Annotated in this window: 14 protein-coding genes and 1 tRNA gene; 9 read left to right on the forward strand and 6 right to left on the reverse strand. The window is 59.0% G+C overall.

The window, feature by feature from the left end:
• Positions 1–245: 245 nt before the first annotated feature.
• Entirely contained in the window at positions 246–980 is a 735-nt protein-coding gene (gene lipB / locus ACODTY_RS08120) for a lipoyl(octanoyl) transferase LipB (protein WP_488993782.1), read from the reverse strand.
• A gap of 201 nt (positions 981–1,181) precedes the next feature.
• Here lipB and ACODTY_RS08125 point away from each other — a divergent pair.
• The 4 genes from ACODTY_RS08125 (at position 1,182) to ACODTY_RS08140 (ending at position 5,054) form a co-directional block, all read left to right on the forward strand.
• Positions 1,182–1,266: transfer RNA gene (locus ACODTY_RS08125), tRNA-Leu, on the forward strand.
• A gap of 266 nt (positions 1,267–1,532) precedes the next feature.
• On the forward strand, positions 1,533–2,996 hold the full coding sequence (locus ACODTY_RS08130; RefSeq protein WP_488993783.1) for a hypothetical protein: 1,464 nt from the start codon (positions 1,533–1,535) through the stop codon (positions 2,994–2,996).
• A 76-nt stretch (positions 2,997–3,072) separates the two neighbouring features.
• Positions 3,073–4,491: a magnesium transporter gene (gene mgtE / locus ACODTY_RS08135; RefSeq protein WP_488993784.1), complete on the forward strand. Its 1,419-nt coding sequence runs from the start codon at positions 3,073–3,075 to the stop codon at positions 4,489–4,491.
• A gap of 176 nt (positions 4,492–4,667) precedes the next feature.
• On the forward strand, positions 4,668–5,054 hold the full coding sequence (locus ACODTY_RS08140) for a MerR family transcriptional regulator (protein WP_056243748.1): 387 nt from the start codon (positions 4,668–4,670) through the stop codon (positions 5,052–5,054).
• 6 nt (positions 5,055–5,060) lie between these two features.
• On the opposite strand, the gene ACODTY_RS08145 is transcribed toward ACODTY_RS08140, so the two are convergent.
• The gene (locus tag ACODTY_RS08145; protein ID WP_488993785.1) at positions 5,061–5,534 is read right to left on the reverse strand and encodes a methyltransferase family protein; all 474 of its coding nucleotides are present in this window, start codon (positions 5,532–5,534) and stop codon (positions 5,061–5,063) included.
• Positions 5,531–6,526 carry an acetyltransferase domain-containing protein gene (locus ACODTY_RS08150; protein WP_488993786.1) on the reverse strand — a complete coding sequence of 332 codons (996 nt, stop codon included), beginning with the start codon at positions 6,524–6,526 and terminating at the stop codon, positions 5,531–5,533. Before ACODTY_RS08150 ends, ACODTY_RS08145 begins: the two co-directional genes overlap by 4 nt.
• A 231-nt stretch (positions 6,527–6,757) precedes the next feature.
• Between ACODTY_RS08150 and ACODTY_RS08155 the strand changes: the two genes are divergently transcribed.
• Complete coding sequence (locus tag ACODTY_RS08155) at positions 6,758–7,957, forward strand: MFS transporter (protein WP_488993787.1); 1,200 nt, start codon at positions 6,758–6,760, stop codon at positions 7,955–7,957.
• A gap of 9 nt (positions 7,958–7,966) precedes the next feature.
• On the opposite strand, the gene ACODTY_RS08160 is transcribed toward ACODTY_RS08155, so the two are convergent.
• The gene (locus ACODTY_RS08160; RefSeq protein WP_488993788.1) at positions 7,967–9,142 is read right to left on the reverse strand and encodes an aromatic ring-hydroxylating oxygenase subunit alpha; all 1,176 of its coding nucleotides are present in this window, start codon (positions 9,140–9,142) and stop codon (positions 7,967–7,969) included.
• Between the two features lie 168 nt (positions 9,143–9,310).
• Between ACODTY_RS08160 and cobU the strand changes: the two genes are divergently transcribed.
• Both cobU and cobO read left to right on the forward strand, forming a co-directional pair.
• Positions 9,311–9,817: a bifunctional adenosylcobinamide kinase/adenosylcobinamide-phosphate guanylyltransferase gene (gene cobU / locus ACODTY_RS08165; protein ID WP_488993789.1), complete on the forward strand. Its 507-nt coding sequence runs from the start codon at positions 9,311–9,313 to the stop codon at positions 9,815–9,817.
• A gap of 1 nt (position 9,818) precedes the next feature.
• The gene (gene cobO, locus ACODTY_RS08170; protein WP_488993790.1) at positions 9,819–10,448 is read left to right on the forward strand and encodes a cob(I)yrinic acid a,c-diamide adenosyltransferase; all 630 of its coding nucleotides are present in this window, start codon (positions 9,819–9,821) and stop codon (positions 10,446–10,448) included.
• Between the two features lie 8 nt (positions 10,449–10,456).
• Here cobO and cbiB read toward each other — a convergent pair whose 3' ends face one another.
• Positions 10,457–11,422, reverse strand: a complete 966-nt coding sequence (gene cbiB, locus ACODTY_RS08175; protein WP_488993791.1) for an adenosylcobinamide-phosphate synthase CbiB — start codon at positions 11,420–11,422, stop codon at positions 10,457–10,459.
• Here cbiB and cobD point away from each other — a divergent pair.
• Both cobD and ACODTY_RS08185 read left to right on the forward strand, forming a co-directional pair.
• The gene (gene cobD, locus ACODTY_RS08180; protein ID WP_488993792.1) at positions 11,400–12,455 is read left to right on the forward strand and encodes a threonine-phosphate decarboxylase CobD; all 1,056 of its coding nucleotides are present in this window, start codon (positions 11,400–11,402) and stop codon (positions 12,453–12,455) included. The genes cbiB and cobD overlap by 23 nt on opposite strands.
• 8 nt (positions 12,456–12,463) lie before the next feature.
• A complete protein-coding gene (locus ACODTY_RS08185) occupies positions 12,464–12,973 on the forward strand; it encodes a tyrosine phosphatase family protein (RefSeq protein WP_488993858.1) in 510 nt (169 codons plus the stop codon).
• 8 nt (positions 12,974–12,981) lie between these two features.
• On the opposite strand, the gene ACODTY_RS08190 is transcribed toward ACODTY_RS08185, so the two are convergent.
• Positions 12,982–13,785 (reverse strand): creatininase family protein, encoded by an 804-nt coding sequence (locus ACODTY_RS08190; RefSeq protein ID WP_488993793.1) that lies wholly within the window; start codon positions 13,783–13,785, stop codon positions 12,982–12,984.
• Positions 13,786–13,833: the final 48 nt, after the last annotated feature.

Below are 13,833 nucleotides of genomic sequence, written 5' to 3' on the forward strand. Positions count from 1 at the left end.
TAACTCTAGTGATGATCGGGGTGATCAGGCCCAAGGTGATGCGCGTTCGGTCGTTGACATTCGAACAAAATTAGAACAAATTACGAACATTCAGCAAACAGGAGAAAGTGATGACTGATCTTGTTCAGGATGTTGTGTCACTCGTGTGCATGAGTACGTTTCTGGTTTCGATGGCGATGTGGATTGGCGCGCTATGAGCAAAGCGTGTTTCAGGTTGTTTGAACTGATCCGCGGCTAGTGTGGGCTCAGGCGGCTTTGTCTACCGTCGCCTGTTTTGCAGGCCCGAAGACATCTTCAAATGCAGCTTTCAGGGCAAGGTCGAGGTCTGCCATCGTAACGGGCAGGCCAAGATCGACGAGGCTGGTGACGCCGTGGTCCTGCACGCCGCATGGGACTATGCCGCCGAAGTGTGAAAGGTCGGGCTCAACATTGATGGCGATGCCGTGGAAGCTGACCCATTTGCGCAGGCGGATGCCAATCGCGGCGATCTTGTCCTCTGCTGGTGAACCGTCCGGGGACGCGGGGCGGTCTGGCCTTACGACCCATACCCCGACTCGGTCCTCGCGCCGTTCGCCTCTTACGTTGAAGGCGGCAAGTGTGCGGATGATCCACTCTTCCAACGCGGCGACGAAGGCGCGTACGTCTTCGCGTCGGCGCTTCAGGTCGAGCATGACATAGGCCACGCGCTGGCCGGGCCCGTGATAGGTGTATTCACCGCCACGTCCGGCAGCGAATACGGGAAATCGATCCGGCTCGATCAAATCTTCGACATGAGCGCTGGTGCCGGCCGTATAGAGCGGCGGATGTTCAACGAGCCAGACCAGCTCAGATGCGGTGCCGGCACGAACGGCTTCCGCTCGCGTTTCCATGAATGCTAGTGCGTCCGGATAGAGTGTTTGTCCGCTCTCGATGCGCCATTCGACCGGCGCCGAACCGGCAGAAGGCAGAAACGACGTGGCTATCTGGCTGCGTTGAGACATCGACAATTCCAAATTCAGCTTCTCATATGGCGACAAATCTGGCGAACGTCCAGTTCGTCTGGGGTTTGCGATGTCGGCCTGGCAAGTCTAAGGCTCTCCGGGAGGACTTCGGTTATTCCGCGAATATTGCAGTTCGTGCCCTTGTTTCAGGGGAAGTGATTTGCTACACGCCGCGTGCCGGACATGTCCGGCCTACCACGTGCGGTCGTGGCGGAATTGGTAGACGCGCAGCGTTGAGGTCGCTGTGGGGCAACCCGTGGAAGTTCGAGTCTTCTCGACCGCACCATTTTTGAACAATTTGACCGTTGTTCCTCGTTTGATTTTCCCCATTGTGAAAAGAGCTTCTCCTGGCTTCGGCCGGGCGGAGAATGTGGTGGGTTTTCTGTCGCTCGACTTTATCTGCAGAATTTTTGATATGTAGTATTAAACGTATTGCCTTGATATTTTGACTGTATTGTCTGCGCGCGGCTAAACCGATCCTAAGCTGATGGAACCATCCAACTTTGCTTGACTTGCCCCCGAACTGGCCTCAATCAAGTAGCGGGGAATTGATTGGGCTTGGAAGTTATGGATTCGGTGGAAATTTCGCTTCGTGATCTGCTCACGAAGACGTGGCGATTGCGTGGTCTGGTTTTTATAATATTTTTTCTCGCGCTTCTTCTGGCTGGGCTTTGGGTGTTGAAATCGGCGGCCAGTTTCAGGAATCCTGTCAGCTATTTTGTAACGCTGCGGAACATCGAGAATTCGAAGTTTCCCAACGGCGCCGATTTTTCACCGCAGGATTTGCTGATTCCACAGGTTCTCGGCGCGCTGCGGAGCCGATTCGACATTCCCACAGAAACGAATGTGCGGGATTTTGTTTCGGTCGAGTATGGCTCTCCGATGAGCGCCGCCCTTTCATTGAAATACAACAACAGGCTGGCGGCAAAAGGGCTTAGCCAGACCGATATCGAAAACATCAATGATGCCTACAAGTCGGAGTTGCAGGGTTTGATGCATTCCGGCCTGCGAATTGACGTCAACTATACCGGTCTGGGAGTCGATCAAAGCACGGGCGCAGCTATTGCCGTCGCGATTCCGCAGATATGGAGCGACATCTATTCGAAGCAATTCCGGATATTTGCGGACACGCGTATCCAGGGCTTGGCCGTCACGTACTCGGACGAGGAGCTCAACAATCCAGCGAACGTGATCACCGCAAAAACGAGGCTCGACAGCATCGACAAGGGGCTAACGCTTCTGTCCAGCGACAACAGGCTGGCATCTGTCACAACGCGTGGCAACAAGTCAGCCGTCGATGTGATCGCTGACCTCGACCATTTCAGGGATGTCTATTTCAATCCGATATTCGCCGAAAGCAACAATGGCGGCGACCGTGTTTCCGCAATCTACGTACGTGAACGGACGCTGACCGTGGAGGATTGGAAACGCAGGGTTGCCGGCCTTGATCGAACCCTGGCCCAAATCAACGAATATCAGAATTCCGGAAAAGTGGCTGGAAACTGGGATGCGGATTCAACGAGCCGCGAAGTCGGGGTCGGGCAGAATGTCCAGGTTGCCGATGGTGCTTTGGGCAAGATCATAGAACTGAGCGACAAGGCCTCACTTGCCGACTACATGAAATCCGTCTTGCAGCAGCGCCAAAACATCGTGGAAGAGATTTCAGAACTGCAGAAGGAGCTTGATCTGACACAAGCTTCGTCTGGCGTGGAGATTTCACCTGAATTTCTTCAAGCTGCGGCTAAGGAATTTTCCAGCCTGACCGCCGAGTACCAGGAATTGCTCGGAACGGCGCGACAGCGGATGAGAGAGGCAGCAGGGGAGTTGTACGTGCCGCTTTCCCCGCCCGCGGTTTCCGGCTCTCTATTTTCACTGCGGTCGCTGCTTGCCTTTCCGATAATGATGGTTCTGGGTGCCATTCTCTCGACAGCTCTCGTGCTGTTGTGGCCTGAGCGGCGTTCGCAACCACTGATAACAGCTATGGTTCCTGATATGCGGATGACGGCCAATCAGTAGTCATTTCGTTTGATATTTCGCCCCGAGATGCTCTAGACCTACGGAGAATTCCCCGAAAGCAGAGTACGAGGCAGGTTTGGAAGGCCAGGACGAACCAGCGACCGGCGCTCCGGCCGCCAAGGCGGCTCGCGACGACATCTATGGCGATGATGGCGTTATCCTCGCCTCTTTCCTCGCGCATATCGGCGCGGCTATTGCCGACCGCGACACCCTGACCCTCAAGCAGGATGTTGGTGCACTGCACCAGTCGGAACTGGGCGATTTGCTGGAAGCGCTGCAACCCGAGCAGCGGCTGACGCTGGTCGAACTCCTTGGCGCCGACTTCGACTTTTCCGCACTGACGGAAGTTGATGAGGCGATCCGCCTCGACATCGTCGACAATCTGCCCAACGCGCAAATTGCGCAGGCTGTGCAGGAACTCGATTCCGATGATGCCGTCTACATCCTGGAAGATCTCGACCAGGAGGATCAGGACGAGATCCTGTCGCAACTGCCTTTCACCGAGCGCATCAGGCTCAGGCGGTCGCTCGACTATCCGGAAGAGACGGCCGGCCGGCGCATGCAGACCGAATTCGTCGCTGTGCCGCCGTTCTGGACCATCGGCCAGACGATCGACTACATGCGCGAGGACAACGACCTGCCTGAGCACTTCAGCCAGATATTTGTCATCGATCCGACCTTCAAGCTGCTTGGCGCCATCGACCTTGATCAGATTCTGCGCACCAAGCGGGCCGTCAAGGTCGAGGAGATCATGCATGAAACGCGCCACGCCATTCCAGCCACGATGGACCAGGAAGAGGCGGCGCGCGAATTCGAACAGTATGACCTTTTGTCCGCCGCCGTGGTGGATGAAAACGAGCGGCTCGTCGGCATCCTGACCATCGATGACGTCGTTGACGTCATCCAGCAGGAAGCGGAGGAAGACCTGATGCGCATGGGCGGTGTCGGTGACGAAGAGCTGTCCGATACCGTGTTTGCTACGTCGCGGTCACGGGTGCCATGGCTTTTGGTCAACCTGTTTACAGCTTTTCTTGCAGCGTCGGTCATCGGGCTGTTTGACCAGACGATCGAGCATATCGTCGCGCTTGCGGTGTTGATGCCCATCGTTGCCGGCATGGGTGGCAACGCCGGCTCGCAGACAATGACGGTTACGGTGCGTGCGCTGGCGACCAAGGATCTCGATATCTACAATGCCTGGCGCATCATTCGCCGAGAAATGGGCGTGGGCTTCATCAACGGCGTGGTTTTCGCGATCCTGATCGGCATTGTTGCGGCGACCTGGTTCAGTGACCCCAATCTCGGTGGTATCATTGCGGCCGCCATGATCATCAACATGTTTGTCGCGGCACTTGCGGGCATCCTGATACCTCTTTTCCTGGACAGGTTCGGCGTCGATCCGGCGGTTGCGTCTGCAGTGTTTGTAACCACAGTGACGGATGTCGTCGGTTTTTTCGCCTTTCTCGGTCTTGCGACATGGTGGTTCGGCGTCGCTTGAGGGTTGTACCAAGCCAACTCCACGGTTGTGTGGTTCAATTGACTGTTACGTAAGTGACGTGCGAAGTTCCGCCCGCGACAACGGCGGCGATTCCGTTGTGTTGTGCTGGGGTGGACGAACAGGGGCGGCGGATGGTTGAAAATCAACGCGAGCATGCCTTGATGCGCGGGGTGACGATGCGGGAATATTACTCGATCACCGAATTGACCCGCGAGTTCGGCATCTCGACACGTACGCTGCGCTTTTACGAGGACGAGGGCCTGGTCCAGCCGGTTCGGCGTGGCCGCACGCGCTTGTTCCGGCCTTCCGACCGGCACCTGATCCGTCAGATACTTCGCGGCAAGAGGCTGGGTTTCGCCATTAGCGAAATACGCGAAATCATCCAGATGTATCGCGAGCCGCCCGGCGAAGTGGGGCAACTCAACCTGATGATCAAGCGCATCGAGGAAAAGCGCGAGGAACTGCGCCAGAAGCGTCGCGATCTCGAAGACACGCTTGCGGAGCTGGATCAGGCGGAAGAGTCTTGCGTCGAGAGGCTGGCGGAACTTGGCGTGAACACCTGACGCTGGTTAAATCCAGCGCCGAACTTTCTTTGCGTAATCCTTGTATTTCTTGCCGAATTTCGTTGAAAGCATCTTTTCCTCGAATTCGATGGATACCTTCTGCGTGGCGAATGCCGCGACGAAAGCCAGCACTATGAACCAGAAGATGCCGGAGACGAGGCCGACGCCTATCATCAGAAGCGTGTTGGCAAGGTAGAGCGGGTTTCGCGTAATGGCGAATGGTCCGGTAGTGACCAGATGGCTGGGCTCGCCAGTGGGGTTCAACGTCGTTTTGGCGCGGGTCATGGTACGGACTGATGTTACCCACAGGGCGACGACGGCGAGGATGACAAGCCAGCCTACGGCAAACAGGATGTCGCCAAGCGGCCCTGCAATCCACGGCAGAGGGACGGTCAGTCCCAGAACGACTGCCGCCGCAATTGCAGCCATATAGATCAGTGGAGGCCACGGAATTCCCGTCGATCTTGCTGCTGCCGTCATTGCACTGCTCCGCCTGAGACGCCTGCGTCGGTGCTTGCTGTGCATTGAGCCGCGAGATCGCCGACATGGCGCTGGAAATCGGCAGTTTGGTCGGCTTTGGACAGCTTGTCGAGGCCATCATCCACGTTCAGTTCGCCAAGCATGCAGGCGCAGTAGCGGGGACAGAAATCGGCGTCTCGCGTCTCCTGACATGACGCTTGGCAAGAACTCATAAAGCCCGTTTCGAGGCTCACGACCTGCGCCGGCCAGACTTGGGAAAACAGCCACACGCAGGCGATGAGCAGCGGCTGATGAATGAGGTAGAAAGCGAGGCTGTGGCGTCCGGCAAGCTCGAGCGGGCGCGAGGCGCGGAAAGGCTTGCGGTCTGCCAACCACGTCAGAAAACCGGCAGAGCCAGCGAACTTCGTTGCCGCCATACCTGCCAGCACCGCCCCGAACCATGGAAAGAGTGGAACGTAGTCGTTCGACCGGGGCGGGATGGTCGAAAGACCGACCCACCACAATGAGGTATGGTCGAAAAATGGCGAGCGGAGGTAGTGGGGGGCCATGATGACGAGTGCCGCGATGACCAAGGTGGCCAATGCAGGCAAGCGCAGAAATGCGAGGCCGAGCAGGCTGGCCAGCGCGATCTGGTGCAGGATGCCGAAGAAGATGAAGGCATTTGGCGTGGCGAAGTAGGTGGCAGCGGTAATCGCCAGTGCGGCTGCTGCGACCATGGCAAAACGCTTCCAGAATCCGTTCCAGCGAATGCCACGCGCGTGCGCCAGAACGAGGCTGACGCCGACGAGGAACAGGAATGTTGAGGCGATGCTGCGAGCGTAGAGTTTCCAGCCACCGAACTCAGTCAAGCCTGCCGGAGCGTAGCCGAAAAACTCGAGATCCCAGGTGAAATGGTAGCTCGCCATGGCCAGCAGGGCGACACCGCGTGCGACGTCTATGGCAATGATGCGCCGTCGTGGCACGTTGACTGTATCTACCATTGCTTCAGTCATGCGTGTCCTGCCTTGGTCGTCCCTGAAGTTCTGACCCTAACTCCCTATCACGGCTTTCTGAGCCGAAGCAGCAGAAATGGAGCGCCCAACCAGTTGGTCCAGTGAAGGAAAGCCTTTGGTCGGCTTCGTTTTTCGGCTTCGGGGTGTCGATTTCCTGCTACTGGCACTGCACTCGCAATTGCAGATTTGCCCAAGCGAATCCCGCCAATGGATTCGGCCTCGGAGGAGTCTATGGGTACCCACGTGCGGCATCCTATGTGGCTCTCGGCGGTGCGTCCCGCCGGGGCACGCACGTTTGCGTCGCTTTATGCCACCGAGTCTTTTGCCCGCGCCACGGTCTCGAGCGTCATCCCGATCCAGGCGTATGAAATCCTGCAAAACGAGCAGACCGTATCGATACTCTACACGGTCGTCTCGTTGTTGGGATTGTCGGTCACGCTGTTCATGCCGGTGCTGATCAGGCGGTTTGCCAGGCGTTGGGTCTACACGGCCGGGGCTTGCCTGCTCGCCTTCGGCTCGCTGTTCTTCGTCACGCACACTCTGGCGGGCCAGATGCTCGGAATGCTATGCAGGGTGATGGGGGCGAGTGCGCTATCGATAACGCTCAACCTCTACATCATGGACCATATTCGCAAGACCGACTTCATGCGATCCGAATCGCTCCGGATGGCGTGGTCGATGGTGGCTTGGACCGGAGGTCCGACCATGGGCATTTTCCTCTATACTCACTTTGGGATTTACGCGGCCCATGGTGCGGTGGCGATCTTCGCCTTCGTGCTGCTTGGCCTGTTCTGGTTCTACCGGCTGAGCGACAATCCGCTTATCGCGGCCGGCAAGAGCCGTGCCGTCAATCCGCTTGCCAATATAGGCCGCTTCATTTCGCAACCCCGTCTGCGGCTGGCCTGGCTGATTGCATTTGGACGGTCATGCTTCTGGACGACTTTCTTCGTCTATGGCCCGTTGTTCATGGTCATTGCCGGACAGGGCGAGATAGCCGGCGGCCTGCTGATATCGGCGGGCAATGCCTTGCTGTTCATGGCGATCTTCTGGGGCAAGGCCGGCAAGCGTTTCGGCGCGCGCCCCACGATGACGCTCGCCTTCATTGCCATGGCGATCGCCCTTTTTGCCGCCGGTGCGGTGGGCACGGCGGCGCCACTTCTTACGGGCGCGCTGTTGTTGTGCGGGGCTTTTTTCACCATCGCGCTTGATGCGCTCGGCTCGACCGTTTTCATGCGATCGGTTCACTCTTACGAACGCCCACAGATGGCGGCGGTCTACCGCACCTATCTGGATTTTTCCGAGCTTACTCCGCCGATGGTCTATTCGGTCGTGCTGACGTTTTTCGGACTGGGGTCGGTGTTCGTAACGCTTGGTTGTCTTATGGTGGTGTGTGGCATCGTCACGTGGCGCTACGTTCCGAAGTCGATGTAGGCCTCTTCGCTATGCACCAGCGGCTGCGTGCTGCTCTTTCACCCAGGCGTGGAAGCGTGCCAGTTCATACTCTTCGGGCATGAGCACGCCCGCCCTGTGCGGCCTCGCGCGCAGGCCGAGCTGGTTCGTTTCACAGATGGCGGCGTCTTCTTCCAGCACCTGTTTTCCGAAGGCGATGATGTTGTCGATGTCGGACTGGGGGGCTGCCACAGCTTCCGGAAGGAACAGCCACTCGGCGGTCAGTTCCGTCTGTTCCGGCCCGAGCGGAACAAGGCGCACGACGCGGACATAGTCAACGTGGCCTACAACGAACATGGACGGCAGGCTGGTGACATAGGTCTGGCCTGCTTCGCGATCGGCATCTGTCAGGCCGCTGAAAACGGGACCGTGCGCAATACCATCGCGCGACCACGTTTCGGCGCCGGGCCGCAATTTTCCTGAAAATTCAGGCGCGTCGTTGTCTGCATGATGCATCCATTCCGGGTCATCCTGGCGGGTCATCAGGCCACGGCCATAGATTGGCACAAGTTTGGACAGGTCCTTGTGAACGCCCGGACAGTGAAGGCACTCGTTGAAGTTCTCCCAGAAGACCTTCCAGTTGCAGTTCATCACCTTTGTGAAGGCATGGCCGCTTACCAGATCCTCCAAGGGCCAGTTGGTGAGATCGCCCGAGGCCGGATCAAAGAGGGTTTGTGCCGAAGCCTCCGGGGTCTCTGCCAGATTGACGAAGACAAAGCCGCGCCAGATCGTCAGCGCGACGGGGTAGAGCGGATAGTCTGCCTTATCGAAGCCGTCCGGCAAGGCTTTTGAAGGTACGCGCGCAAGGTTGCCCTGCAATGTGTAGCCCCAGGCGTGGTAAGGGCAGGTGATCAGCCTTGCCTTGAGACGTCCGGACTCCCGCCTGCAAAGCTGCGACCCGCGGTGGCGACAGGTGTTGAAAAAGGCGCGCAGCGTGCCTGTTTCGTCGCGCAGAATGAATATCTCCTGCGCCCCTATGCGGAATCGGCGAAAGGCGAGCGGCTCGGCAAGATCCGCTTCACGGCAAGCGAAAATCCAGTTGCGATACCAGATCGCTTCAAGATCCCGGCTGTAGCTGGCTTCGTCCCAATAACTCGCCGACGGCAAGGTGGGTTCAAGACGCGTCAGGCCGTTGTACGGATTGCGTTCGCTTGGGCTTGGCTGCATGGAACAACCCTCTTTCCAGAGCCCACACCCGACAGGCGCATTTGTCAATCATTGGCTTGTAGCGACGGGTGCGCCGCACCGGGAGTCGCAATTCGGTTTGGCGCGAGCGACATCTTTCCGTTAGGAGAAAGGCGGCCTGCGTGGAAATACGGAGATATGGTCGCCAGCATGAAAAGCCTGACATTCATCATCGGGGGCGCGCGGTCGGGCAAGAGCAGGCACGCCGAGGAGTTGCTGACGACCTTGCCGCGGCCATGGACCTATATTGCGACTGCGGAAGCCTATGACGATGAAATGCGCGAGCGCATTGCCCTGCACCGCTCGCGGCGCGGTGAAGGTTGGCTGACGGTGGATGCGCCGCTCGATCTGGTGGGTGCAATCGCGGCGCTGCCAGACGACCAACCCATTTTGATTGACTGCCTGACACTATGGCTGACCAATCATATGCTGGCGGAGCACGATCTCGAGGCCGAATCGACGCGACTGGCCGACGTTCTGGCCCGCCCACGCGGGCCGTGGTTCGTTGTCTCCAATGAAGTCGGGCAAGGCATCGTGCCCGACAATGCCTTGGCCAGGCAATTTCGCGACGAAGCAGGGCGGCTGAATCAGAAGATGGCCGCAGTTGCCGATACGGTGCTTCTTATGGTGGCGGGATTGCCGCTCAAGGTGAAATGACATGACGGAAATTCAAGACCCGACCATCGACGACAAGGAAGCGGAACGTCACCGCGCAAAGATGGCCAAGCGCAAGGCCGTGCAGGACGCGGAAGTTGCTGGGAAAACGATCGAAAAGGGGCTGTTGATTGTCAATACCGGTCCCGGCAAGGGCAAGTCGACGGCAGCGTTCGGCCTGGCCTTGCGGATGCTCGGCTATGGCAAGCGGGTTGGCGTTGTCCAGTATATCAAGGGTGCCTGGCATACGGGCGAAAAAGATGCGCTCGCGGCGTTCGGAGACCGCGTTTCGTGGCACACGATGGGCGAGGGATTCACTTGGGAAACTCAGGATCTGAAGCGCGATATTGCCGCGGCTGAAGCGGCATGGGAGAAAACGCTTGAGCTAATGGCCGACCCGACGATCAGCCTGTTGGTGCTCGATGAGCTGAACATCGCGCTGCGCTACGAGTATCTTGACCTCGACAAGGTGATTGCAGCTCTCAAGGCGCGGCGTGAAGGGCTGCACGTGGTGATTACCGGTCGCAACGCCAAGCCGGCATTGGTCGAGGCGGCAGACCTGGTGACTGAAATGGGCTCGACCAAGCACCATTTCGCAGCGGGCGTCAAAGCCCAGCAAGGCATCGAGTTTTGAGCGGGCGGCTAGATCAGTATCAGCGCTGAAAGAATGGCGAACAGGACGATCAGCAGCGCATCGGCCATTCGGTAAAGGCTAAGCGCACGCCTGATATCCGCGCTGGTCGCCTCGCGCCTGCCGCCTTCGCCCATGAAGGCGTCGTCGACCATCAAGCCGCCATATGTGCGGGGACCGGCGAGCGCCAACCCAAGAGCACCTGCCATGGCAGATTCCGGCCAGCCGGCGTTTGGCGAACGATGCTTGCCGGCATCGCGCCACACGGCATCCCTTGCGCGCTTCGGGTCGGCGTCCTTCACGAAATGAGCTGCAATCACGATGAGCAGGGCCGTGAGGCGCGAAGCCGGCAAGTTGATGAGGTCATCGAACCGCGCTGCCGCCCAGCCGAACGCCTCGTGGCGAGGGGTGCGGTGGCCAATCATGGAATCGGCTGTGTTGACGGCTTTGTAGGCAACGCCGCCAACCAATCCGCCAGCACCCAGCCAGAAGGCGGGTGCGACGATGCCGTCGGAAAAATTCTCGGCAAGGCTCTCGATGGCAGCGCGGCTTACGCCGGCTTCGTCAAGTTTTTCAGGGTCCCGGCCGACGATCATCGAAACCGCCTTGCGCCCGCCTTCCAGTCCGCCGGTCTCCAGCGCTGTGGCTACCGCCTCCACGTGTGCGGCGAGGCTGCGCTGTGAGAGGAGCGAACTGCCAAGAATGGCGATGAGCAGCAAAGCCAGCGCGCTTTCGCCAAGGATGAGGCAGATCGCAAATGCGGCTAATGCAGGGATCAGGATCAGGATGACAAGCGCCGCAATTCCCCACAGGCGACGCGTGGTGTCGGGCTGAGAGGCGCGGTTGAGCCGCGTATCGAGAAAGGATATCAGCTTGCCGATCCATGTGACCGGGTGACCGATCGCGCGATAGATTCGATCCGGATATCCGAACGGCAATTCGACGACCAGTGAAATGAAGGCAATCAGGACCGACATGGAAATTCCGGACGAAGTGGCTGCGGCGGTCGATCATGGCGGAAGCCTCGGTCGGGCCAAGGCGCTGTTTCCGCAAGCGCCGGAACCGTTCGTCGACCTTTCTACCGGGATCAATCCGCACTCCTATCCGCTTTTCGATATGCCCGCCACAGCATTGTCGCGGCTGCCGGAGCAGGCGCGTGCCGATGACTTGGCAGCGGTTGCTGCGGTTGCGTATGGCGTTCGATCCGCGGCGCAAGTGGTAGCTGGACCGGGTACTCAGATATTGTTGCCGCGTGTGGCATCGCTCGTTGCACCGGGAACGGCCCGCGTGCTCGGGCCGACCTACGCCGAACATGCGCGCGCGGCTGGCATTGCCGGTCACAAGGTCGAGGAAGTTTCCCGGTTCGACGAATTGCACGATGCCGACCTTGCCATCGTCGTCAACCCGAACAATCCGGATGGCCGGGTGATCGAGCGCGAACGGCTTCTGGAGCTTGCCGCGTCGCTGCGCGCCAAGGGTGGTCTGCTGGTGGTAGATGAAGCTTTCATGGATGTGGGGCCGCGCGAACAGAGCATCGCAGGCGACGTGGGGCAGGGCGGCGTGGTCGTGTTGCGATCCTTCGGCAAGTTCTTCGGCTTGGCAGGCGTGCGGCTGGGCTTTGCCTTGGCTTGTGAAACGATAGCCAGCCGGCTGGCTGCTCAGCTTGGGCCGTGGGCGGTGGCGGGACCGGCGCTGGAATATGGTGTGCGGGCTCTGGGCGACAGCGGATGGCAGGACGCAATGAGGGCAAGGTTGGGCGTGGAAGCGGCTCGGCTGGACGGTTTACTGGATTTCCACGGCGTGCGGGTGTCAGGAGGCACGTCGCTTTTCCGATACATCGATTTTGATCGGGCCGGATCGCTGTTTTCCGCACTGGGCGAGCGCGGTATCCTGCTTCGCCATTTTGCCGACCGCCCGAATGTGCTGCGCATCGGATTGCCCGGCAGCGAGGAAGAGTGGAAGCGCCTGGAGTCGGCGCTCTCCGCATGGTCCGAGGTGGAAAAGGCATGAGTGAATCTTTGATCCACGTTTGCTCACTGTCGAAATTGGAAGATACGGTTTCCCGCGTCGGGGCTGAGCGTGTTGTCTCGCTTTTGACTGCGGGGACGTTGATGACGCGGCCGGTGTCTATAACGACCGAAAACCATCTCTATCTCGAGATGAACGATATTGCGGAAGCGCAGAGCGGCATGACTCTGCCCGGCGAAAGTCATGTGCGCAACTTGCTCGATTTCGCACATGGCTGGGATCGTGCACGTCCGTTGGTCGTTCACTGCTATGCCGGGATAAGCCGCTCCACCGCGGCAGCCTACATCATCACCTCCGCGCTCAGGCCTGAACGAGACGAGAAAGAGTTGGCGGCAACGCTGCGCTGGCTATCGCCCTCAGCAACACCCAACCCCAGACTCATAGCCGTTGCAGACGTGCTGTTGGGACGTCAGGGGAGAATGATCGAAGCCATCAAGGGTATCGGCCGAGGGGCCGACGCGTTCGAGGGAACGCCGTTTGAATTGCCGCTTGATGCCTAGCTGACCGGTTAGGAGAGCCAGTCGGAAAGCTTCGCTTTGCGTACGTCGTGCAGCAAGGTGACGAAACCTGCCGCTTGATGCTCGGCGGTCTGGCGACCTTTGTCCGCAGTGGCGGCTGCTGCGTCGCCGACAACGCCGTTCGGGTTGAGGTCGGTTGCGATCCAGGCGAAGGCATGCGGGCTTTGCGGCTTCAACAGATCGAATTCGCGCTCGGCCTGTGCCGTGCGAGAAGTGAAATTCTCGGCTTTGCGCATGTCTACGAGTTCAGGCCTGAAATGTAGCATGAGCGACGTTTCAATATCGCCGCCATGGATGCCTTGCCGCACTTCAAGATCACTGAAGAGGCCTTCAGGGCGACCGAACCGTTCCCAGCTTGTCTTGACGGCCAACATGTCGAAGCGGACACGAAGGTTGCGGGCGACAATGCTGACGATGTCTTCGTTGCCGCCGTGCGAGTTCACGAAAACCAGCTTCTTGACGCCGGCGCGGGCCACGGACGCGCCGAGTTCCGTCCACGCCTCGATCAAGGTGGCTGGAGAAAAAGTCAGCGTGCCCGGTGCGTAAACGTGCTCGTCGGATTTCCCGACCGCCTGAATCGGCAAGATGCGCACATCGAGGTTGTCGGGCAGCCGCGAAACCACCGTTTCCAGCATTCCGGTCATGATAGCCGTGTCGGTCGAGATCGGCAGATGCGGGCCGTGCTGTTCGATTGCGGCAACGGGCAATACAGCGATGGTCGCCTCAGGATCAATATGCGCAAAATCGGCCGCTTTGAAGTCGCCCCACCAAGCTCGCCTTGTTGTCCCGCCCATGTCGCATTCCGGCACTGTTGTTTGCTCTGCCGCGAGTTTTATCTGTTT

The organism is Mesorhizobium sp. FG116 (genome assembly GCF_057809835.1).